Genomic DNA, 22,380 nt, shown 5'->3' on the forward strand with positions numbered 1-22,380 from the left:
TGGGTCAAAGTGGCGAAAAATGGTTTTTTCAGTCAAGTGCAACCAGCTAATAAAAATAAAAATAATAAATATGAGCTAACAATAAAAATAAAAGGCTAGGGGAATGTTCCGCGGCGCTAACGCAATTAATCTGGACAGCAAAGGTCGGCTAACGATACCTACACGGTATCGTCAGTCGCTGTTGGATGATTGCCAGGGACAGCTGGTCTGTACGATTGATACTTCCCAAAACTGTTTGCTACTTTACCCACTTCCCGAATGGGAAGAAATTGAGCTTAAACTGAGTAAGCTTTCTAGTACTAATCCTCAAGAACGTCGTCTTCAACGCCTACTTTTAGGGTATGCGATGGAAGGTGAGATGGACAAAAGCGGTCGAATACTGATCGCACCAACTTTACGCCAGCACGCTGCGCTCGATAAACAAATCATGTTGGTAGGTCAATTGAATAAGTTCGAAATATGGGATGCCGACGTTTGGCAGAAACAAATCTCTGAAGACATTGAAACGGAAAAGCAAGGTCAATTCGAGCTTACGGAACGTCTTCAGGATTTCTCACTATGACCCAAGAGACTTTTGTCCACCGTTCGGTACTTTTACAAGAATCCATATCTGGCCTAAACATTCAGCCAGACGGCATTTATATCGATGCGACCTTCGGGCGTGGCGGTCACAGCGCCGAGATTTTAAAGCATTTATCTAGCAAAGGACGCCTAATTGCGCTTGACCGCGACGATACAGCGATAGAGTCTGCTTTGCGTTTTCGCGATGATCCCAGATTCAGTATTCACCATGTAGCATTTTCAAACATTATAGACGTGGTCAACGAACTTGAGTTGATGTGCAAGATAGATGGTGTGTTAATGGATATTGGGGTCTCGTCTCCACAACTAGATGATGCCTCTCGAGGCTTCAGCTTTCAAAAAGATGGTCCTCTCGATATGCGGATGGACCGTTCATGCGGTATCAGTGCCGCTGATTGGCTTAACACAGCTGATTTAGATGAAATCACGACGGTACTTAAAACTTACGGTGAAGAGAAGTTTGGTAAAAGAATTGCCCATGCAGTGCTTGAGCAACGAGTTATAAAGCCACTTGAAACCACCGCAGAGTTTGCCGCGTTAATTGATAAAGCAGTACCCGTTAAAGATAAGTTTAAACATCCTGCAACAAGAAGTTTCCAGGGTGTACGCATATTTATTAATGGTGAGCTAGATCAATTGAACCAAGGTTTAGAAGGTGCTGTCAAAGTGTTAAAGAGCGGTGGAAGGTTAGCTGTCATTAGCTTTCACTCTTTGGAAGATCGCGTCGTTAAGCGATTTATACGAGGCCTGAGCAAAGGCAAAGTCGTTCCGCATGGTTTACCTATTTCGCAAGCCGAAATCGACGCTGATAAAGTGGTGAAAGGCGTAGGCAAAGCAATGAAACCCTCCGCCGAGGAAATTGCACAAAATGTGCGATCTCGTAGCTCGGTATTAAGAGTGGCGGAAAAATTATGAAGATGCCTAGTACCAACTTCAATCTATTGCTATTGATGACCGCCGACTTAGGACGCAACCTGCTTAAGTTGGTGCTATTTATTGCTGTCATCGCATCTGCGATCGCAGTTGTTTTGAGTGCCCATCATAATCGCCAGCTTTCCATTGCTCACGAACAACTCATTCAAGAAAAAGACTTTTTAGATGTGGAATGGCGTCACTTAGTGATAGAGCAAAGTGCGCTAACTGAACACAACCGCATTGAGCAACTGGTCAGTGAAAAACTAAACATGCGCCGACCTGGCCCTGAAGATGAAGTTCTAGTACGAGGAAAACCGAATGGCAGCTAACGCGAATAGGCGTTCGACTGTGAAAAGAGGTTCCAGTAAAGATCGCCAAGCGAAACAAAATATCTCTCCCATGTTAATGCAATGGCGTTTTTTAACGGTATTGTTTAGCGTATTCTTGGTGTTTTTTGCACTTGCCACAAGAGCTGCATATATACAGGTGATTGAGCCTGACGTGCTTATTCAGCAAGGTGACAACCGTACTATTCGGGTTCGAGATAATCCAAGTTATCGAGGCTTAATTACCGATCGCCATGGTGAACAACTCGCAGTCAGCGTGCCTTCTAAAGCAATCTGGGCTGATCCTAAGGTTGTTAACGCCTATGACAGTGAGACTGATACAACAGAACCCTTAGACGAGAGACGTTTCCAAGCGTTAGCAAAGGTACTCGGAAGGGATGTAGAAAGCCTTTACAAAAAGGTCAGTAACCCGAAAAGACGCTTTGTATATATCCAGCGCCAGGTGACACCGGCTATGGCAAAGTATGTTGAAGAGCTTGCTATCCCAGGTGTTTATTTGCGTAACGAATCAAAACGTTATTACCCAACCGGTGAAGTGTCCGCTCATGTCATTGGCTTTACTAATGTTGATGACAAGGGCATTGAAGGCATAGAAAAGCTATATAATGACTGGTTAACGGGCACACCGGATAAACGTAAGATTCGTCGTGACGCGAAAGGTCGGCAAGTTGAAATCATTGAGCAACAAGAAGGTGAAAAAGCGGGAGATTTAACGCTGACCATCGATCAGCGTATTCAAGCTCTTGCTTACCGTGAAATCAAAGAAGCGACCTTATACTACAAAGCTGCTTCGGCGTCAGTGGTGGTGGTTGATGTGCATACGGGTGAAATACTCGCCATTGCTAATACGCCATCGTACAACCCTAATAATCGAAAAACAGTGTCGAACCATCGTTTGCGTAATCGCGCGATTACTGATGCATTCGAGCCCGGCTCATCACTTAAGCCTCTCGCAGTGCTAGCCGCTCTTGAATATGGTACGGCGCAAACCGACACAATTATTGATACCTCACCAGGCTGGATGCGTTTAGGTGGCAGCAGAGTTGAAGATCCGCGTAACTATGGAAAGCTCAGTTTGCAAGAAATCATTAAAAAATCGAGCAATATGGGTACGTCAAAACTTGCGTTGTCGGTTGATAAAAATTTCCTGATGGATATTTATTACAACATGGGCTTAATGAGCGACACCGGCACGAATATGGTTGGCGAATCGAACGGTATTTTTCACGAGCGTTCGCGCTGGTCTGAGCATGAGTTATCCTCATTATCGTTCGGTTATAATATTTCCGTCACAACTATCCAACTAGCAAGAATGTACGCCACCATCGCTAATGGCGGCGTGAAAATGCCCTTATCGATTATAAAAAGTGATGAGCAGGCTCTGGAACTACCAGAACGAGTGATCAGCCCTGTGAATGCGCAAGCTATTATCGAGATGATGGAAAGCGTGACGCAAGAGGGCGGTTCAGGTATCAAAGCACGCGTACCTGGATATCGAGTGGCAGGTAAAACCGGCACAAGTCGAAAAGCTGTTGCGGGTGGCTATGGCGAAGAGTACGTGAATATTTTCGCAGGTATCGCGCCGGTCTCTGATCCCCAGATTGCAGTCGTTGTATTAATTAACGAGCCTGGTGGAGATTTATATCACTCTGGCGATACCGCAGCACCAACGTTTTCAGCGATTATGTCAGGTACTCTGCAAATGTTGAATGTGCCGCCTGACGATGACAGTACCATCGCGAATATGTTTGTTGGAGGTCCAGATGACGTTCAATAATCCATTAACGACCCGCCCAATCGCCGAAGTACTGGCGATTTTTGACATTGCGGCGGATGATCAGCACAACGACCTAAAACTCGCTGACCTGCATATCTCCAATATCGTGCTGGATAGTCGAGAAGTCAATGAGCATTCATTATTCATCGCTCAAGCTGGTACTCAAGAAGATGGTAGAAAGTATATTCGTGATGCCGTTGAGAGAGGCGCCAAGCTAGTTCTAGCGAATACCGATAAAACAGAAATGCACGGTGAGATTGATGCGATGGGCGAAGCCCTGATCATCCATTTCTTTGAGCTACCTAGACAATCTGGGTTTATTTGCAGCGCTTTCCATCGGCACGTCTCAAGTAAGTTACAAACGATTGCAGTAACCGGTACCAATGGCAAAACATCGGTAACCCATTTGTGCGCGCAGTTATCGGCAGCATGTGAAGAGGCGGCTGGCACTATCGGTACTATGGGCGTCAGTCTATATACAAAAGAGTCTCAACATACCGGCAGAAAACTGGCAGAAACAATAAATACGACTCCGGATGTTGCTTCTCTGCACCACTTTACACATCTCGTAAAACATCATGGTGGCCAACGAATTTGCATAGAAGCATCATCTCATGGTCTTGATCAAAATCGCTTAAGTGGATTTAAAGTCGATACTGCAGTGTTTACAAATTTGACCCAAGATCACTTGGATTATCATGAAACACTAGAAGCCTATGCCAAAGCTAAACGCAAACTATTAAAACAAGAAAGTTTGCGCTGTGTCGTTCTCAATGCAGATGACAACGAAAGTCAACAGTGGGCTGCTGAACTACCTGAGCATTTATCGGTATGTTTATGTTCTATCAAAGCAAGTGATAAAGCCTCTTTGTTTGCTGAGTTTTCATCACATCCTCACCATTATAAGTATTGCATCGCGAAAACTTTAAGATTTACACCCAACGGATGCGCTTTCGAAATTGAATCCAGTTGGGGAGAAGCATCAATCAGCTTGCCTCTGATTGGTATGTTCAATATTGCTAACTTGTTGTCAGCTTTAACAGCCCTGCTCATGCAAGGTTTGAATTTCGAACAGTTGGTTTCTGCCATTGCGCATTTGCGCGGTATTCCGGGCAGAATGGAAGTGTTTGAGTCACGTAAACATGCAAATATCATCGTCGACTATGCACATACCCCAGATGCATTACAGCAAGCTTTAATGGCTGCGCGACAGCATGCCTTAGGAAACCTGACTGTGATTTTTGGTTGTGGTGGTGACCGCGACAACTCTAAGCGAGAGCAGATGGGGCGCATTGCTGAAAAGTGGGCAGATGAAATAGTACTGACTCAAGACAATAGCCGCAGTGAATCACCAGAGAATATTGTTGCCGACATCATGCAAGGCATGCAGGGCAAATCAAATTTAAAAATAGAACTAGATAGAAAAACCGCAATAAGGGAAGCCTTTTTGAACAGCCAAAATGATGCCTTGGTTTTGGTAGCGGGTAAGGGCCATGAAGAATACCTCGAGTTAAACTCAGTGCGCGAGTATTACAACGAGAGGGAATACGTTAACCAATTAACCTTGGAGTTAAAAGGATGATTTCCGTTTCATTATCTTGGATTGCTGAAAAAGTAGAAGGCACGTTAAATACAAAAAGTGTCGAAGAGCTAGATATCAAAGGTGTGAGTACTGATACAAGAGAGCTCAAGCCCGGTGATTTATTCATCGCACTTGTTGGGCCTAATCATAATGCTCATGACCATTTATTCAAAGCCCTTGAAAAAGGGGCTGCGGCCGTCATTGTGAGTCAAGCTGTGGATTGTCCTTTACCCACCATTATGGTTGACGACACAAAGACCGCACTTGGAAAACTAGGCGCTGCAGTAAAAGAGATGGTTGCCCCGAAAACGGTGGGTATCACTGGTAGTAGTGGGAAGACAACAGTAAAAGAAATGGTTGCTTCCATTTTATCAGTAAAGGGCAAAGTATTAGCTACCAAGGGTAATTTTAACAATGATATCGGCGTTCCTCTCACTCTATTACGCTTAGAGAAACAACACGAATATGCTGTCATTGAAATGGGCGCAAACCATTTAGGGGAAATCGCTTATACCACCAACTTAGTCAAGCCCGACGTTGCTACGATTGTAAATGCTGCAGCTTCTCACCTCGAGGGTTTTGGCAGTTTATTTGGTGTCGCTAGAGCAAAAAGTGAAATTTTTAAAGGCTTAGGAACAAGCGGTACGGCACTGTTGAACAAAGATAGCCAATTCTATGCATTCTGGGAAGGCAAAACCTCTCACCTTAACTGTCAGACATTTTCTCCTGAATCAGATGAAGGCGACTATCGCGCTGAAGACATTGCTATGGGGATGGATGGTTGTGCTGAATTTGAACTGGTTTGTCCAACCGGCAGAGCAGCTATCCGTTTGAGCATTCCGGGTACACACAATGTGGGTAATGCACTACTTGCTGCTGCTCTAGCGATAAATGTAGGTGCAAACTTAGAAGATGTGCAGTTGGGTTTATTTAATATGCGTGAAGTTGGTGGTCGCTTAAATGTGAAACAACTGACCAATCAAATTCGCTTATTGGATGATACTTACAATGCCAATGTTGCGTCGGTGAATGCTGCAATTGATTTATTGGCAACGTTTCCAGGTAACAGAGTTTTGGTACTAGGGGATATGGCTGAGCTCGGAGACAAAGCCCGTTACTATCATGAACAAGTGGGAGAGTATGCTAAATCAAAGGGGATTACATCGATTTATTCTCTTGGTGTATTGAGCCAGTGCGCAAGTTCAGTCTATGACGAAAATGGCTTCCACTTCGATGACAAAGAAGCGTTAGTGAACATGCTTAATGAAAATTTATTCTACGAGCAACGTGATATCAGTATTTTAGTGAAAGGCTCAAGAAGTTCAAAAATGGAATTAGTCGTGAAAGCAATCGAGGAAAGCCCTGTGGGAAAGTTCGAAAGGCGTAGGGAGCGCATAGCATGTTAATTTGGCTAGCCGATTGGCTAATGCAATTTGATGCTAGTTTTGGTGTATTCAAATATCTCACCCTGCGCGCAATTCTCAGCACCTTAACCGCGCTATTGATCGCAATTCTGATTGGACCAAAGATGATTCGATGGCTCCAGAATATGCAGATTGGTCAAACGGTACGTGATGATGGTCCGCAAAGTCACCTTTCCAAAGCGGGTACACCTACCATGGGTGGCTTACTGATTTTGGCAGCAATAGTGACAAGCGTTATTCTATGGGCTGACTTAAGCAATAAGTATGTGTTGGTAACACTAGTTGTCATCGTTTCCTATGGTTTAGTTGGCTTTGTTGATGACTATCGAAAAGTTGTGCGTAAAGACCCGAAAGGTTTGATTGCGCGCTGGAAATACTTCTGGCAATCCGCTATTGCTATCTGTGTTGCCTTCTTTTTGTACTATACGGCTAATCCAGATATCCCAGCAGAGACATCATTGTTGGTGCCTTTTTTCAAAGATGTCATGCCACAGCTAGGTGTGTTTTACATCATTATTTCTTATTTTGCTTTGGTCGGTACAAGTAATGCAGTGAATTTAACCGATGGGTTGGATGGCTTGGCGATTGTGCCTGTTATTTTAGTCGCGGGGGCATTTGCTATCTTTGCTTACGTTACCGGCAATATTAATTTCTCTGCTTATTTGAATATTCCCTTTATCCCCATGACCAGTGAACTGGTGATTGTATCAACAGCCATTGTTGGTGCAGGTTTGGGTTTCCTATGGTTTAACACGTATCCAGCACAAGTTTTTATGGGTGATGTTGGCTCCTTATCTCTTGGTGCAACCTTAGGATTGTTGGCAATTTTAGTTAGGCAAGAAATTGTATTTATTATCATGGGCGGCGTTTTTGTGGTTGAGGCCTTGTCGGTGATTCTGCAGGTGGGATCGTTCAAAATGCGTGGCAAACGTATTTTCAGAATGGCACCTATCCATCATCATTATGAATTGAAGGGATGGCCTGAACCAAGGGTGATAGTGCGCTTCTGGATCGTTTCATTAATTCTTGTCCTGATCGGACTGGCAACATTGAAGTTACGTTAAATGAATCCTCATCTCGCACATCAGTCTATCGCTGTTGTGGGCTATGGCATCACCGGACGCGCTTGCGTCCGTTTTTTGCTTTCTAAAACAGCAAATGTCACGGTGATTGATAAACGTGAAGATCTTGCCAATCAAATCTTGGCAGATATGCCGGATAGCGCTGGAAGCATTTCAATTCTTGGCTTCCGCGATGATATGGATTTATCTTCGTTTGATTGGGTGATCCTTAGCCCCGGTGTCAGTCCACATCAGATCTGTTTCGAACGCTACAAAAGCAAGCAAGGTCGACTGATTGGTGATATTGAGCTGTTTGCCTTATTTAACAAAACGCCATTAATCGGCATAACCGGTTCAAATGGAAAGACCACTGTTACCGATATGCTCGGTGAATGTTTACGCGCAGCTGGTTTGCATATTGAGTTAGCAGGGAATTATGGTAAATGTGCCCTCGATTTGCTACTTGATTACCCAAAAGAGAATGGCGATACACTCGACTTCATCGTTCTTGAGCTCTCTAGTTTTCAGTTGGAAGTCTGTCAAAGTTTGCGTTTAGAAGTGGCGACCATCTTAAATATTACCGAAGATCATATTGATCGTCATGGTAGTTTCGAAAACTACAAAGTAGCAAAACAAACGATCTTTGATATGACAGAAGCTATCGTGGTCAATCTTGGTGAAGATACCAGTATGCCTGCGAATCAAAAAAAGATTAGTGCTTCAGTGAGTCTTGATAATCCAGTGGCCAATTTTTACCTAGACCAAGAGACCGGTGCTGTCTTACACCATTCCAATAGTGAGCAAGCGGCACAGGCTTTGTTTAACGTGAATGATATGAAGTTGGTGGGTGCTCACAACTACATTAATGCAATGACGGTGTTGGCAATTTGTCATCATCTCCACATTGACCTCTGCAACCCTATCGAAGCATTAAAAACATACGGAGGCCTTGCCCATCGTTTTGAGCTAGTCTCTCAAAATAGTAAAATCACGTGGATAAATGACTCCAAGGCTACCAACGTTGGCGCTTGTCTAGCGGCCTTGAAATGCTTTGAGAATACGCATGATGAACTTATTTTGGTGGCAGGTGGCGATGCCAAAGGGACTGATTTACATCCCTTGAAAGAAGCACTAAATAATCGAGTCAATCAGCTGATTGTATTTGGTAAAGACGCCAAACAGTTTATTCTTTTGTGCCCGTCAGCGATTGTAGTTAACACGCTAGAAGCTGCGGTATCTATAGCGGCAAGCCATGCCAGTCAGTCATCTGCAGAAAAGGTTACGGTGCTTTTGTCTCCCGCTTGTGCAAGCTTGGATATGTTTGCGAATTATCAGCAGCGTGGTGACGTTTTCAGAAAGGCGGTATTGGAGCAAGAAGCACAGAGGAATGTGGCAAATGGCTAATGCAGAATTTAAACAAGATAATCGCCTGTCAGCGTTGTTCGCCGCCAAGCATGATGAAACGACACAGATACGTCCCTACGATCTTACATTAGTACTGATTGCACTCACGCTTTTTGCTATTGGTTTTGTCATCGTGACTTCAGCATCAATGCCTATTGCGGAACGCCTGCACGATAATCCTTTTTATTTCGCGATTCGACATGCTATCTACATTGGCTTAGCAGTGATTGCCGCAATGATCGTACTGAACTTGCCTATGAATTTCTGGCGGGTTGCAAACCCTTACTTACTCCTGTTTGCCATTGGCCTGCTGATTGCGGTGCTGATTATTGGGCGCACCGTTAACGGCAGTACACGTTGGATTGTCATTGGACCAATTACTATCCAGGCTGCCGAACCTGCAAAATTATTTTTCTTCTGTTACTTGGCCGGTTATTTAGTGCGGCGCTATGAGGAAATAACGGAAAATTTCAAAGGTTTTATCAAGCCCTTGGCGGTGTTCTTTTTGCTTGCGCTTTTATTGTTAAATCAGCCTGACCTCGGCACGGTGATTGTGATGTTTGCTACCACAATTGGTCTGTTGTTTTTGGGCGGTGCAAAGTTATGGCAGTTTTTTGGTTTGGTATTCACTGGCGTGCTAGCGGTTGTGGCGCTTATCTTGTTTGAACCTTATCGAGTAAAGCGTGTTACGGCTTTTCTTGATCCATGGGCAGACCCGTTTGGATCTGGGTATCAGCTCACGCAATCTTTGATGGCTTACGGGCGCGGTTCGTGGTTTGGCCAAGGTTTGGGAAATAGTCTACAAAAACTCGAGTTTCTCCCAGAAGCACATACCGATTTTATCATGGCAATACTGGCTGAAGAAATGGGTTATGTTGGCGTGTTAGTGGTGCTAGCACTGATTTTAAGCTTGGTTGCCATTGCTTTAAAGATTGGCAACAAAGCGATGTCTCAAGATCGGCCTTTCGATGCGTTCTTAGCGTATGGTATTGGTATTTGGTTTAGTTTCCAAACCGCAGTGAACGTGGGGGCGAGCTCTGGAATATTGCCAACTAAAGGCTTAACACTGCCTTTGGTCAGCTATGGTGGTTCTTCACTGATAGTGATGTCTATAGCGGTTGCCATCTTATTGAGAATTGATTTTGAACTTCGTGTTGATGGTGTTCAAGCACTAAAGCGAGGAAACAAAGCAAAAGGCAGTAGTAAAGCCACACAACAAAAAGCGACCTTAAGTGATGGCAGTAAAACCAGAAAAACCCGAAGAACCAAGGTCGTCGACGATGAATAGGCCCTTACTCGTTATCATGGCCGGCGGTACAGGAGGACACGTCTTTCCGGGTTTAGCGCTTGCTCATGAAATGCAATCTCAAGGTTGGCAAGTTGCTTGGTTCGGCACAGCCGAGAAAATTGAAGCAACTCTGGTTCCTCAGCATGGCTTTCCAATTCATTTTATCGATGTAAAGGGCGTTCGTGGTAAAGGCTTAATAACCAAGTTAAGCGCGCCTTTCATGCTTTTATCTGCGGTGCTCCAAGCGCGTTCACATCTGCGTAAACTTCAACCCAGAGCCGTATTGGGCATGGGTGGCTTTGCCAGTGGTCCCGGTGGTATTGCCGCCTGGACACTAGGAATACCAGTGTTGGTGCACGAACAAAATGCGGTATTTGGCATGACCAACAGATGGTTAGCAAAAATTGCTAAGCGGGTGTTTTGTGGGTTTGATTTTAAATCAAAAGCACCCAACAACAGCGTGTTTGTTGGCAATCCGGTTCGCGCTGAATTTTTCGATATTAACAAGCAAAATGCAACGTCGCCGTTTCGTATTCTGATAGTGGGTGGCAGTCTAGGTGCCTTAGCTTTGAACCAAATTGTACCTGCAGTACTCGGCAATTTGGCGAATCGATATCCATTGCAAGTTATTCATCAAGCTGGCAAAGGCAAAGCTGAGCCAGTACGTATTGCTTATGATTCAATTCAACATAGCGCAGGCAATGAGAGCGAATTAACCGCATCTAGTTTTGAGGTGCAGGAATTCATTGATGATATTCCAAGCGCTTTTGCGAGTGCGGATATTATCATTTGCCGAGCGGGCGCATTAACCGTTGCAGAGGTTGCAGCGTCTGCTTCGTGTGCCATTTTTGTCCCTTTACCAATTGCTGTCGATGATCATCAAACTTACAATGCGAGATCTCTTAGTGACAATGACGCGGCCATTTTAATTCAACAGAAATCGCTCTCTACAAAACTTGAAGATAGCCTAGAGAATTTGCTATCGGATCCGAGCAAAATTGAAACGATAGGTCGCAACGCCAGACAGTTAAGTATACAAGATGCCACCCAACGGGTTGCGCAAGCTTGTATACAAGAAGGATTAAGGAAGAATAGTGAGTAATCGAGATAAGGCCTCGGCTAATAAAGCAAGTTTACGCCCGCATAAAATGAGGCGCGTACAGCGATTGCATTTTATTGGTATTGGTGGCGCTGGAATGGGCGGTATTGCCGAGGTCGTCTTAAATTTAGGGTATGAGGTGAGCGGTTCTGATGTGAAAAGCAGTGCGATGACCGGTCGCTTGGAATCCCTTGGGGCAAAAGTGTATTTAGGTCACGATGCCTCAAATATTCAGGATGTTGATGCGGTTGTCGTTTCAAGTGCAATTAACCCTGAGAACCCAGAGATAGCGCTAGCCACCGAAGAGCGTATTCCAATCATCAGAAGAGCTGAAATGCTCGCAGAATTAATGCGTTTTCGCTATGGCATTGCCGTCGCAGGAACGCACGGTAAAACAACAACAACTAGCTTGATTGCCACTATCTTTTCGCAAGCGAAACTAGACCCTACTTATGTTATCGGTGGCTTACTCAATAGCGCTGGCACCAATGCAAAACTGGGAGATAGTAAGTATTTGATTGCGGAAGCTGATGAAAGCGATGCGTCATTTTTACATTTGCAACCCACAGTGTCGGTAGTCACTAACATTGAAGCTGACCACCTAGAAGCGTATCAAGGCGATTTTTCAAAAATGAAATCGGCCTATATTGAATTTTTACATAATTTACCTTTCTACGGTTTGGCTATTGTTTGCGGAGATGATCCGGTCATCAATGAACTGCTTCCTAAACTCGGTCGCAAATACATTACCTACGGACAGCAAGCGCACAATGATTACCAAGCTGTGGATGTGCGCTTCGAACTCAATTACAGCTACTTCATCTTGAAACGCAAAGGACTTTGCGATTTGCCCGTTAAGCTGAGCTTGCCAGGTATTCACAATGTTTTGAATGCCAGCGCGGCGATTGCCACAGCCTGTGATGAAGGAATAAGTGATGCAGATATTCTGCTCGCCCTCGAGAGTTTCCAAGGTATTGGGCGACGCTTTCAAGTCTTGGGCGAATACCAGAATGACTATGGTGAAGCCATTTTGGTAGATGATTACGGGCATCACCCAACAGAGGTTTCGATGACAATTTCAGCAGCTCGAAACAATTGGCCAGATAAGCGTCTTGTCATGATTTATCAACCGCATCGTTACTCTCGAACGCGAGACTTGTATGAAGACTTTGTCGAAGTCTTATCACAAGTTGATACTTTATTATTGCTCGATATCTACGCAGCAAGTGAAGCGCCTATTGAAGGTATTGATAGTAAGTCACTTTGCCGTTCGATTCGTCAACGAGGCAACTTGGAACCTATCTATGTGAGTTCACAAGATAACTTGATGAAGATACTTGCTGATGTACTGAGTGACGGTGACGTAGTTTTTGCGCAAGGCGCGGGTAATATTGGCGATATTGCACAACGGCTTGCAAGCACTGGCTTAGACAAGACAAATTTACTTGCTTCGATGAAAGAAATACAGAGTGGTGAGGTAAGCGGCTAATGACGAACGCAAATCTAGGGTTTGACAATAAAACCATCCAGCCAAGTGATTTTGGTAAAGTTGCAGTCCTGTTTGGTGGCCATTCGGCGGAACGTGCAGTGAGTATGGCTTCAGGCTCATGTGTGTTAAGCGCTTTGCAAGAGGCGGGCGTGGATGCACACAAGTTTGACCCAGTCGAGTACCCCATTGGCGAGTTACTTACGCAGGGTTTTGATCGTGCATTCATTATTTTGCATGGCCGTGGTGGAGAAGATGGCAGTATGCAAGGTGCATTGCAGACTTTAGGTATGCCTTACACCGGCACCGGTGTCTTAGGTTCAGCCTTAGCCATGGATAAAGTTTACTCCAAGCAAGTTTGGTCGGCCTTGGGTTTACCCACGGCAAAATACCGCGTGGTGAGAAAGTCGGATATTGCTGGGGGCGCTGGTGTTGCAAGCTTAGATTACGATGAGATTCTCGCCTATTTAGGTGGCGTTGCTATGGTCAAGCCTGCACGCGAAGGTTCTAGCATTGGCATGGCTAAAGTGTCTGACCAAAACGAATTGTGCGCTGCGATTGCTGAAGCGTTGAAATACGACGACGATGTATTGGTAGAAAGCTATATCGATGGACCAGAATATACGGTTAGTATTCTTAACGGTCAGGCTCTTCCTTCCATTAGGATGTCTACACCCCACGTATTTTATGATTATGATGCAAAATATCGAGACTCAACAACCGAATACTACTGCCCAAGTGGCTTAGACGACAGCACAGAAAAAGCCTTGGGTGAATTGGCCCTTTCTGCCTTTTCCGCGCTGTCAGGAATTGGCTGGGGCAGAGTGGACGTCATGCGCACTTCGGATGGGAGTTTTATGCTACTGGAGTCAAATACAGTCCCGGGTATGACAGAAACCAGCTTGGTGCCGAAAGCAGCAAAACAAGCTGGGATGAGTTTCCAAGAACTCGTATTACGAATTCTAATGTCGAGTTTGGAGCGGTAACTTGGCAGAAAAACGGTCGCTTCAACGTACATCAAAACGGCAAGAGTTGCTTGCCGCTGATCCCGCGACCAGTAAACAAAATGAACTCGCTGCCTCGGATGCGCCAGATGAATTGGAAAGAGAGTCTGACGCTAACCGATTGAGTGGCTTTATCTTTTTCCTTTTAGTGATTGGTGGTTTAGTTTTTGGCGCGATAAAAGTGCAAGCATGGCTGCAAGATGAGCAGCAATTACCGGTTCAGCGGATTATCTTCAGTGGTGAGAGGAAAGTGCTAGAGGATGCTCAAATGGAAGCGTCGATTCGTGCGTCGCAAAAAGGCAGTTTCTTTGCTCTCGATGTTAACGAAGTTCACCTCTTGCTGGAAGATATGCCGTGGGTGTATCGGGCATCGGTGAGGAAGCGTTGGCCAAGTAGTTTGCATATTTACTTGATTGAGCAAGTCCCCGTCGCTTCTTGGAATGATGATTTGTTGCTGAATACCCAAGGTGAAGTGTTTGATGGTGGCAAAATGTCGGCGGGTTTACCAAAGCTTTTTGGCCCTGGTGGAAGCGAAAAAACGGCGCTTGCGGGATTCAATGCCATGCAGTCATTGTTAAGTGAAACTGGTCTGTCGATTGATGAACTATTTTTGAGTGAACGCTTTGCTTGGAGAGTCAAATTAAACAACGGAATCAAGCTAAATATAGGTCGCCAACAGTTTATCGATAGGTTACAGAGTTTTATTGATATTTTTCCCTTATTAAAGGCACAAAATAAGGCGATTAATTACATTGATTTAAGGTATGATATAGGCCTTGCTGTAGGTTGGCAAAAAAATGATGAAAAAGTACAAGAAATTACTGATAATAATGATTAAAATGAGTGAAGAAAAACATGTCTAAGACAATGGATAGAGACTTAATTGTTGGTTTAGACATAGGCACCAGTGTGATTAAAGCCATTGTTGGCGAATTGCTAGATGATGACAGTATTAGTATCATCGGTGTAGGCACACATAAATCCCGTGGTATGGATAAGGGTGGTGTGAACGATTTGAACCTAGTGGTTCAGTCTGTTCGACAAGCGGTTAATGAGATGGAATTGATGGCCGACTGCAGCGTATCTTCAGTATTTATGTCAATTTCAGGGCGTCACGTACAGTGCCAGAATGAAAGTGGCATGGTGCCCATCAATAATCAAGAAGTCACCCAAGATGATGTCGACAACGTCATCCATGCCGCTCGCTCTGTGCCTATGGCTGCAGAACGTAAATTATTACATGTTTTGCCACAAGAATTTGTTATCGATGTACAAGAGGGAATTAAAAACCCCATTGGTATGTCTGGCGTAAGAATGGAAGCAGCCGCACACATCATTACGTGTGCCGACGATATGGCAAAGAACTTAGTGAAATGCGTCGAGAGTTGTGACTTGAGCGTCGACCAAACTATTTTCTCAGCATTGGCCTCAAGTTATGCCGTGTTGACAGATGATGAAAGAGAGCTAGGTGTTTGCGTCGTCGATATTGGCGGCGGCACAATGGATATCGTGATTTACACTGACGGCGCTATTCGACACACTGCCGTGATTCCATTAGCTGGTAATCAAATTACTAGCGATATTGCTAAAATATTCCGCACGCCAATGAGCAATGCGGAAGAAATAAAAACGAATTATGCATGCGCACTAAAAGATATGGTCAGCATGGAAGAAAGTATTGAGGTACCAAGTGTTGGTGGAAGACCAGCTAGAGTCATGTCACGCCATACTTTGGCAGAAGTGATTGAACCTCGATACCAAGAATTGTTTGAACTTGCTTATGAACAGATCAAAGCGAGTGGCCTTGAAGAGCAGATCGCAGCGGGTTTAGTTATCACTGGCGGCACTGCTAAAATGGAAGGCGCTGTTGAGTTTGCTGAAGAGATTTTCCAAATGCCAGTAAGAGTAGGAAATCCTCATTCAGTGCGTGGATTAGCAGAATATGTGGACGATGCCTGTTTTGCTACAGCGGTAGGTCTGTTACAGTATGGTAAACAAAATATAAATAATAAAAGAACGTCTTCAAAGAAAGGCGAAGATAGCGTGTTAAAACGCATACAAAGCTGGTTTAAGGGCGAATTTTAGGGGGCCTTTAAGAAAGCGCTAAATCAATATGAAACCGAAATAAAAAATATAATTAGGTTTCAGTACACCGGAGAAGCAGAATGTTCGAGCTAATGGACAGTCAAAGCGACGAAGCCGTCATTAAAGTTGTTGGCGTCGGAGGTGGCGGTGGTAACGCCGTCGAATATATGGTCAAGCAAGTGATTGAAGGCGTAGATTTTATCGCCATGAATACCGACGCCCAGGTATTAAAAACATCATCTGCACATACAAAATTACAAATTGGTAATGAAGTTACCAAAGGGCTTGGTGCGGGTGCCGATCCAAATGTTGGTCGTGAAGCGGCACAAGAAGATCGTGAGAAAATTCGTCAAACTCTTGAGGGCGCTGACATGGTCTTTATTACTGCCGGAATGGGCGGTGGTACAGGAACTGGCGCAGCACCAGAAGTTGCAAAAATTGCCAAAGAAATGGGTATTCTAACGGTTGCTGTTGTTACCAAACCGTTTCCTTTCGAAGGTAAAAAGCGTTCAGACTTTGCAAACCAAGGTATTACTGAGTTATCAAAGCACGTTGATTCATTGATCACAATACCAAACGAAAAGCTACTCAAGGTTATGGGTAAGGGTACGCCTTTACTTCAAGCTTTTAGTGCAGCAAATGATGTACTTCGTGGCGCAGTTCAAGGTATCGCCGAACTAATTACTCGCCCGGGTTTAATCAACGTCGATTTCGCCGATGTGAAAACTGTCATGTCTGAAATGGGTACAGCGATGATGGGTAGTGGCATTGCTTCTGGTGAAGACCGTGCTGAAGAAGCAGCTGAAGCAGCGATTGCCTGTCCATTACTTGAAGATATCGACCTTTCAGGTGCACGCGGTATTCTAGTTAATATTACTGCCGGACTTGATTTCGCTATCGATGAGTACGAAGTTGTGGGTAATGCGGTGAAAGCCTTTGCTTCTGAAAACGCGACGGTTGTTGTCGGTACGGTTATCGATCCAGAACTTAGTGATGAAGTTCGTGTTACTGTCGTTGCAACGGGTATCGGCGCAGAAAGAAAGCCTGACATTACTTTAGTGAATGATAATGCGCGCGTTAATGCAACGGGACGCGATTATGCATCTAGCACTAATGAAGTAAGAAGTTCTGGTGGTACTGATGGTAACCAAGCCTTAAAACTTGACGATGAAGCACAGCCAGGCAGTGAATTAGAGTATCTTGATATTCCAGCATTTTTGCGAAAACAAGCAGACTAGGGCGTTCAACCCTAGTGCTGTCGCTATTTTGCTACAGTGGTCTGAACAGTTTGTTTTTTGACAAAAAAAGCTTGAAATATTGTAACTCTTTGACATTAAAGGGGTGAGCAAGTATACTGCGTGCCGTTTTTCTGTTTGGTGAACAAAATTAAATGATAAAACAACGTACTATCAAAGAATCTGTTAAAGAAACAGGTATCGGATTGCACAAAGGACGCAAGGTAACCATGACCTTGAGACCCGCGCCTGCAAATACCGGTATTGTGTTTCGTCGCGTTGATTTACAACCTTATGCAGATATCCAAGCCAAAGCTGATTCAGTCGGCGATACTATGCTATGCACATGTATTACGAATGAAGATGGCCACTCCATACACACAGTTGAGCATTTAGCTTCTGCACTGTCTGGACTTGGTATAGATAATATTATTGTTGAAGTGGACAGCCACGAGCTTCCAATCATGGATGGCAGTGCGTCTCCGTTTATCTTCCTACTCCAAAGTGCCGGTGTGCAAGAGTTGGATGCCCCTAAAAAGTTCATCAAAATAACCAAAACAGTACGCGTTGAAGACGGTGATAAGTGGGCTGAATTTCGCCCGCATGATGGCTTTAAAGTGAATTTCGAAATTGACTTTGAACATCCAGCGATCGCTGCAAGCAGACAGAAAGTCCAACTCGACTTCTCCACAGACTCCTATGTCGACGAAGTTAGCCGAGCGAGAACCTTCGGTTTCATGAAAGATTTAGAACTCATGAACTCTATGAACCTCGCGTTAGGCGGTAGTATGGACAATGCCGTTGCGTTAGATGAATACAGAGTATTAAACCCTGAAGGTTTACGATATTCAGATGAATTTCTAAAACATAAGATACTAGACGCTGTTGGTGACCTTTATTTAGGTGGCCACAGTCTTATTGGCGAGCTTGTTGCATATAAAACAGGGCACGGTTTGAACAATAAGTTATTGAATGCAATACTCAATGATGCGAGTGCATGGGAATACGTTGAGTTTGAAAATGAAGAAAGTTTGCCCATTCGTTATATTGAACCTTCACTAGCTTTCTAGCAAAGGTTTTATAAAACAAAGGGTAGCGCTACATTTCGCTACTCTTTTTTGTTGGGTATTATATAAGATAACTAGGTGTCTTATAGAAAATTCACTTGTGCCGATAACCTAGGTAGACTATAAGTCATAAAAGTCGCCATCAACCTTTTTGTTGGCGACACCAAAATGCCGATAATGGCTTTTTATAAAAACGAAGCGATAAGCTTTTATCCTTCAAAGTAAACATATTAAATAGGTCGACGAGAGTAAAATGAGTTTTACCATCTTATATAAAGGCAAGAATCGCCGATTTGCGAAGCGGATATCCGCTCGTAAGTTGTTGAGCCTTTCTGTGATGGCTTCTTTACTCTTCCTTATTTCTAGTCGCTCTACAGAATCAGTCTATGAAAACCATGTGAGAGTCAACGTGGTGAAGACGGGGCTTGAAGAACAAGCTAAGCTGGTTCAACAACTACATACAAATACTGAGCAACAGTTAGGTGGCATTGTCAATCAGTTGGCTACCTTGCAAAATCGCATCAATCAGATGGAGACGCTCACTGCTACGATGGCAGAAAATGCCGGATTAAACGCAGAAGACTTCACCCTTAGCGAAGAAATGAAAGCACTTGACCTCAATGAGGTGTCGCTAACAAATCAGATTGCGAAGATGTCTGATACTCTAGATTTTAAAATTCAACAACTCACAGCCCTTGAATCTTTGATGATGGGCCTCAATATAGAACAAGAGAGTGAGTTAGGCGGACGTCCTGTAGGTAAAGGATGGCTGTCATCTTATTATGGCGTGCGAAAAGACCCGTTTACAGGTCGACCAGCAATGCACAAAGGCATCGATTTCGCAGGCAAAGCCGGAGACGATGTCATTTCTACAGGTGCTGGCGTAGTAACTTGGTCCGGCGATAGATATGGATATGGCAAATTAGTAGAAATTGATCATGGTAATGGTCTTAGAACAAGATACGGACACAACGCCGACTTAACTGTTGAAGTAGGCGATGTAGTAACAAAAGGTCAAACGATTGCAGTCGTTGGTAACACAGGTCGCTCTACAGGTGCACATGTGCATTACGAAGTCTTGAAGAACGGCCAGCAAATCGACCCACTTCCGTACGTTTACCGCTAACAATCCCCCTATCGAACATTATTGTTCAAATGCTGGTCAACTACATACAAGCTCACCAACTTGCGCTTAGCTAAGTGGCATAGAACGCAGAAAAAGCGCTCTTTTGTTATGGATAGCCTAGGTTTTATAGTTTATTCGTCTCATAATTGTTATTATGTCGGCGTTTTTTATTTTAGTCATTTTTGGAAAATCAAATAGCATGTTTGCAAGCATTTTTAAGAAAGTATTTGGCAGTCACAACGACCGGTTACTCAAAAAATTAAAAAAGACAGTTGTGGTGATAAATGGTTATGAGCAAGCATTTGAAGCCCTATCTGATAACGAAATACAAGCTAAAACCACTGAATTCAAAGAGCGCCTAGAAAAGGGTGAATCTCTTGAAAAGATTGCACCAGAGGCCTTTGCTATCGTTCGAGAAGCGAGTAAGCGTGTATTCAACATGCGTCATTTTGATGTTCAAATGAAAGGTGGTTTAGTTCTACATCAAGGCAAGATTGCTGAAATGAGAACGGGTGAAGGTAAAACCTTAACGTCTACCTTACCAACGTACTTAAATGCGATTACCAATAAAGGTGTTCACGTAATTACCGTGAATGATTACCTAGCTAAACGTGATGCTGATTGGAGCAGACCGTTATTTGAATTCTTAGGTTTAAGCGTTGGCTGTAATATTCCGGGTATGAATCCAGCTGAAAAACGTGAAGCCTATCAATGTGATATCACCTACGGTACTAATAACGAATTTGGCTTCGATTACTTAAGAGACAATATGGCGTTCAGTCCACAAGATCGTGTACAACGTCCGCTGCACTATGCGGTGATCGATGAAGTAGATAGTATCTTAATCGATGAGGCGAGAACGCCGCTAATTATCTCTGGTGCAGCTGAAGATAGTTCAGAATTGTATCGAGAAATTAATAAAATTATTCCTGAGCTTCAGCAACAGGAAAAAGAAGACGAAGAAGACAATATTGGCGATGGTCACTACACCATTGATGAAAAAGGGAAGGACATACACCTGACCGAAACGGGTCAAATCTATGTAGAAGAGTTGCTCAAGAAACACAAAATGCTGGAAGAGCATGAGTCTTTGTTTGCAGCAGCCAATATCTCCCTGTTGCACCATATTAATGCCGCATTGCGCGCCCACAAGCTGTTCTCAAAAGATGTTGATTACATCGTGAAAGGCGACGAAATAGTCATTGTCGATGAGCATACTGGTCGTACGATGGAAGGTCGTCGTTGGTCGCAAGGTTTGCATCAGGCAGTTGAAGCAAAAGAAGGCGTTAACATTCAAAATGAAAACCAAACGCTAGCCTCCATTACATTCCAAAACTATTTCCGCTTGTATGAAAAGTTAGCTGGTATGACAGGTACCGCCGATACAGAAGCGTTCGAATTTCGTCATATTTACGGTCTAGAGACGGTTGTTATTCCAACTAACAAACCGATGATCCGTGATGACCGCGCAGATAAGATCTATTTAACGGCAGCTGAAAAATATGACGCCATTGTGCAAGATATTTTGTCATGCGTTGAACGTGGACAACCGACGCTTGTAGGTACCGTATCAATTGAGAACTCTGAGTTACTCTCTTCAGTGTTAAAGAAAGCGAAGATTGAGCACAAGGTACTCAATGCAAAATTCCACGAACAAGAAGCGGATATTGTAGCAAACGCGGGTTTACCCGGCGCGGTGACAATTGCAACCAACATGGCCGGCCGTGGTACTGATATTGTGTTAGGTGGTAACTTACAAGCTGAAATTGATAAGCTGAAAAAGCCTACCGAACAACAACTCGAGCATGTCAAAGCCGAGTGGAAAAAACGTCACGATGCTGTTTTGGCTTCCGGTGGTTTGCATATCATCGGTACAGAGAGACATGAGTCACGTCGTATCGATAACCAATTAAGAGGACGTTCCGGTCGTCAAGGTGACGCAGGTTCATCACGTTTCTATCTTTCTCTCGATGATGCTCTTATGCGTATCTTTGCCTCTGAAAAAATGGGCAACATGATGAAGCGCTTAGGCATGGAGAAAGGTGAGTCGATTGAACACCCTTGGGTATCTCGCGCTATCGAGAATGCACAGCGCAAAGTAGAAGGACGTAACTTTGATATTCGGAAATCTCTGCTTGAGTATGATGATGTTGCTAATGATCAGCGTAAAGTTATCTATGAACAACGTAACGAACTGCTTGACGAAGGTGATATTGGAGCGACCATTGCTAACATCCGCAAAGATGTTGTCTCTGACGTTATCGACCAATACATTCCGCCACAATCCTTAGACGAAATGTGGGACATCAGCGGTTTGGAAGAGCGCTTAAGAAGTGATTTTTCAATCGATTTGCCAATTCAACAATGGCTTGATGATGACGATAAATTGTTTGAAGAGAAGTTGCGTGAGCGTATCGCTGAAGACGTAGACAAAGCCTACGCCGAGAAAGAAGAAGCGGTAGGTGCAGATGTTATACGTCAATTCGAAAAAGCGGTAATGTTGCAAAGTTTAGATAGTTTATGGAAAGAGCATTTAGCCGCCATGGACCATTTGCGTCAAGGCATTCATTTGCGTGGTTACGCGCAAAAGAACCCGAAACAAGAATACAAGCGTGAGTCTTTTGAGTTGTTTTCTCAAATGCTTGATACCTTGAAGCTTGAGGTGATCAGTATTCTTAGCCGCGTGCAAGTTCAACAGAAATCAGATGTAGAAGCGGTGGAAGAGCAACGCCGTGCAGCTGAAGTTGAGAAGAAGTTCGAGCATGAGTCAGCGAGCGCTACCGAAGAGAAACCGCAAGCTGCAGTGCAGCGCTCTGGACCTAAAGTAGGGCGTAATGATCCATGTCCTTGTGGTTCGGGGAAAAAATATAAACAGTGCCATGGTAAGTTGTCGTAAGA

18 protein-coding genes are annotated in these 22,380 nt (G+C 44.0%); all 18 read left to right on the forward strand.

Annotated features, from left to right (window positions below; genetic code table 11):
* Positions 1-103: 103 nt before the first annotated feature.
* The 18 genes from mraZ to secA all read left to right on the forward strand — a co-directional run bounded on the left by mraZ (position 104) and on the right by secA (position 22,378).
* A complete protein-coding gene (gene mraZ, locus RM544_RS11920) occupies positions 104-562 on the forward strand; it encodes a division/cell wall cluster transcriptional repressor MraZ (protein WP_311362014.1) in 459 nt (152 codons plus the stop codon).
* Entirely contained in the window at positions 559-1,497 is a 939-nt protein-coding gene (rsmH, locus tag RM544_RS11925) for a 16S rRNA (cytosine(1402)-N(4))-methyltransferase RsmH (protein WP_311362015.1), read from the forward strand. The genes mraZ and rsmH overlap by 4 nt, the downstream gene beginning before the upstream one ends.
* The gene (ftsL, locus tag RM544_RS11930; RefSeq protein WP_311362016.1) at positions 1,494-1,826 is read left to right on the forward strand and encodes a cell division protein FtsL; all 333 of its coding nucleotides are present in this window, start codon (positions 1,494-1,496) and stop codon (positions 1,824-1,826) included. The genes rsmH and ftsL overlap by 4 nt, the downstream gene beginning before the upstream one ends.
* Positions 1,816-3,621 (forward strand): peptidoglycan D,D-transpeptidase FtsI family protein, encoded by a 1,806-nt coding sequence (locus tag RM544_RS11935; RefSeq protein WP_311362017.1) that lies wholly within the window; start codon positions 1,816-1,818, stop codon positions 3,619-3,621. The genes ftsL and RM544_RS11935 overlap by 11 nt, the downstream gene beginning before the upstream one ends.
* The gene (locus RM544_RS11940; protein WP_311362018.1) at positions 3,608-5,203 is read left to right on the forward strand and encodes a UDP-N-acetylmuramoyl-L-alanyl-D-glutamate--2,6-diaminopimelate ligase; all 1,596 of its coding nucleotides are present in this window, start codon (positions 3,608-3,610) and stop codon (positions 5,201-5,203) included. The genes RM544_RS11935 and RM544_RS11940 overlap by 14 nt, the downstream gene beginning before the upstream one ends.
* Entirely contained in the window at positions 5,200-6,609 is a 1,410-nt protein-coding gene (locus tag RM544_RS11945; RefSeq protein ID WP_311362019.1) for a UDP-N-acetylmuramoyl-tripeptide--D-alanyl-D-alanine ligase, read from the forward strand. The genes RM544_RS11940 and RM544_RS11945 overlap by 4 nt, the downstream gene beginning before the upstream one ends.
* A complete protein-coding gene (gene mraY / locus RM544_RS11950; protein ID WP_311362020.1) occupies positions 6,603-7,691 on the forward strand; it encodes a phospho-N-acetylmuramoyl-pentapeptide-transferase in 1,089 nt (362 codons plus the stop codon). The genes RM544_RS11945 and mraY overlap by 7 nt, the downstream gene beginning before the upstream one ends.
* Positions 7,692-9,092 (forward strand): UDP-N-acetylmuramoyl-L-alanine--D-glutamate ligase, encoded by a 1,401-nt coding sequence (gene murD / locus RM544_RS11955; RefSeq protein ID WP_311362021.1) that lies wholly within the window; start codon positions 7,692-7,694, stop codon positions 9,090-9,092.
* Positions 9,085-10,380 (forward strand): cell division protein FtsW, encoded by a 1,296-nt coding sequence (gene ftsW, locus RM544_RS11960; protein ID WP_311362022.1) that lies wholly within the window; start codon positions 9,085-9,087, stop codon positions 10,378-10,380. The genes murD and ftsW overlap by 8 nt, the downstream gene beginning before the upstream one ends.
* Positions 10,373-11,482, forward strand: coding sequence for an undecaprenyldiphospho-muramoylpentapeptide beta-N-acetylglucosaminyltransferase (gene murG, locus RM544_RS11965; protein WP_311362023.1), 1,110 nt, complete (start codon positions 10,373-10,375; stop codon positions 11,480-11,482). Before ftsW ends, murG begins: the two co-directional genes overlap by 8 nt.
* 46 nt (positions 11,483-11,528) lie before the next feature.
* On the forward strand, positions 11,529-12,968 hold the full coding sequence (gene murC / locus RM544_RS11970) for a UDP-N-acetylmuramate--L-alanine ligase (RefSeq protein WP_311362104.1): 1,440 nt from the start codon (positions 11,529-11,531) through the stop codon (positions 12,966-12,968).
* Positions 12,968-13,951 carry a D-alanine--D-alanine ligase gene (locus tag RM544_RS11975; RefSeq protein ID WP_311362024.1) on the forward strand — a complete coding sequence of 328 codons (984 nt, stop codon included), beginning with the start codon at positions 12,968-12,970 and terminating at the stop codon, positions 13,949-13,951. Before murC ends, RM544_RS11975 begins: the two co-directional genes overlap by 1 nt.
* A gap of 112 nt (positions 13,952-14,063) precedes the next feature.
* A complete protein-coding gene (locus RM544_RS11980; protein WP_311362105.1) occupies positions 14,064-14,807 on the forward strand; it encodes a cell division protein FtsQ/DivIB in 744 nt (247 codons plus the stop codon).
* Positions 14,808-14,824: 17 nt separating this feature from the next.
* On the forward strand, positions 14,825-16,054 hold the full coding sequence (gene ftsA / locus RM544_RS11985) for a cell division protein FtsA (RefSeq protein WP_311362025.1): 1,230 nt from the start codon (positions 14,825-14,827) through the stop codon (positions 16,052-16,054).
* 80 nt (positions 16,055-16,134) lie between these two features.
* A complete protein-coding gene (ftsZ, locus tag RM544_RS11990) occupies positions 16,135-17,292 on the forward strand; it encodes a cell division protein FtsZ (protein ID WP_311362026.1) in 1,158 nt (385 codons plus the stop codon).
* 152 nt (positions 17,293-17,444) lie between these two features.
* Entirely contained in the window at positions 17,445-18,359 is a 915-nt protein-coding gene (gene lpxC / locus RM544_RS11995) for a UDP-3-O-acyl-N-acetylglucosamine deacetylase (RefSeq protein ID WP_311362027.1), read from the forward strand.
* A gap of 250 nt (positions 18,360-18,609) precedes the next feature.
* Positions 18,610-19,482: a peptidoglycan DD-metalloendopeptidase family protein gene (locus RM544_RS12000; protein ID WP_311362028.1), complete on the forward strand. Its 873-nt coding sequence runs from the start codon at positions 18,610-18,612 to the stop codon at positions 19,480-19,482.
* A 199-nt stretch (positions 19,483-19,681) separates the two neighbouring features.
* Entirely contained in the window at positions 19,682-22,378 is a 2,697-nt protein-coding gene (gene secA / locus RM544_RS12005; RefSeq protein WP_311362029.1) for a preprotein translocase subunit SecA, read from the forward strand.
* Positions 22,379-22,380: the final 2 nt, after the last annotated feature.

Source organism: Brumicola blandensis, assembly GCF_031846165.1.
In the GTDB taxonomy this organism is placed as follows: Bacteria; Pseudomonadota; Gammaproteobacteria; order Enterobacterales; family Alteromonadaceae; genus Glaciecola; species Glaciecola blandensis.

Excerpts from the sequence above, each read along its gene's own strand:
- mraZ (WP_311362014.1), top strand. The coding sequence starts at position 104 with ATGTTCCGCGGCGCTAACGCAATTAATCTGGACAGCAAAGGTCGGCTA.
- rsmH (WP_311362015.1), top strand. The coding sequence starts at position 559 with ATGACCCAAGAGACTTTTGTCCACCGTTCGGTACTTTTACAAGAATCC.
- ftsL (WP_311362016.1), top strand. The coding sequence starts at position 1,494 with ATGAAGATGCCTAGTACCAACTTCAATCTATTGCTATTGATGACCGCC.
- RM544_RS11935 (WP_311362017.1), top strand. The coding sequence starts at position 1,816 with ATGGCAGCTAACGCGAATAGGCGTTCGACTGTGAAAAGAGGTTCCAGT.
- RM544_RS11940 (WP_311362018.1), top strand. The coding sequence starts at position 3,608 with ATGACGTTCAATAATCCATTAACGACCCGCCCAATCGCCGAAGTACTG.
- RM544_RS11945 (WP_311362019.1), top strand. The coding sequence starts at position 5,200 with ATGATTTCCGTTTCATTATCTTGGATTGCTGAAAAAGTAGAAGGCACG.
- mraY (WP_311362020.1), top strand. The coding sequence starts at position 6,603 with ATGTTAATTTGGCTAGCCGATTGGCTAATGCAATTTGATGCTAGTTTT.
- murD (WP_311362021.1), top strand. The coding sequence starts at position 7,692 with ATGAATCCTCATCTCGCACATCAGTCTATCGCTGTTGTGGGCTATGGC.
- ftsW (WP_311362022.1), top strand. The coding sequence starts at position 9,085 with ATGGCTAATGCAGAATTTAAACAAGATAATCGCCTGTCAGCGTTGTTC.
- murG (WP_311362023.1), top strand. The coding sequence starts at position 10,373 with ATGAATAGGCCCTTACTCGTTATCATGGCCGGCGGTACAGGAGGACAC.
- murC (WP_311362104.1), top strand. The coding sequence starts at position 11,529 with ATGAGGCGCGTACAGCGATTGCATTTTATTGGTATTGGTGGCGCTGGA.
- RM544_RS11975 (WP_311362024.1), top strand. The coding sequence starts at position 12,968 with ATGACGAACGCAAATCTAGGGTTTGACAATAAAACCATCCAGCCAAGT.
- ftsA (WP_311362025.1), top strand. The coding sequence starts at position 14,825 with ATGTCTAAGACAATGGATAGAGACTTAATTGTTGGTTTAGACATAGGC.
- ftsZ (WP_311362026.1), top strand. The coding sequence starts at position 16,135 with ATGTTCGAGCTAATGGACAGTCAAAGCGACGAAGCCGTCATTAAAGTT.
- lpxC (WP_311362027.1), top strand. The coding sequence starts at position 17,445 with ATGATAAAACAACGTACTATCAAAGAATCTGTTAAAGAAACAGGTATC.
- RM544_RS12000 (WP_311362028.1), top strand. The coding sequence starts at position 18,610 with ATGAGTTTTACCATCTTATATAAAGGCAAGAATCGCCGATTTGCGAAG.
- secA (WP_311362029.1), top strand. The coding sequence starts at position 19,682 with ATGTTTGCAAGCATTTTTAAGAAAGTATTTGGCAGTCACAACGACCGG.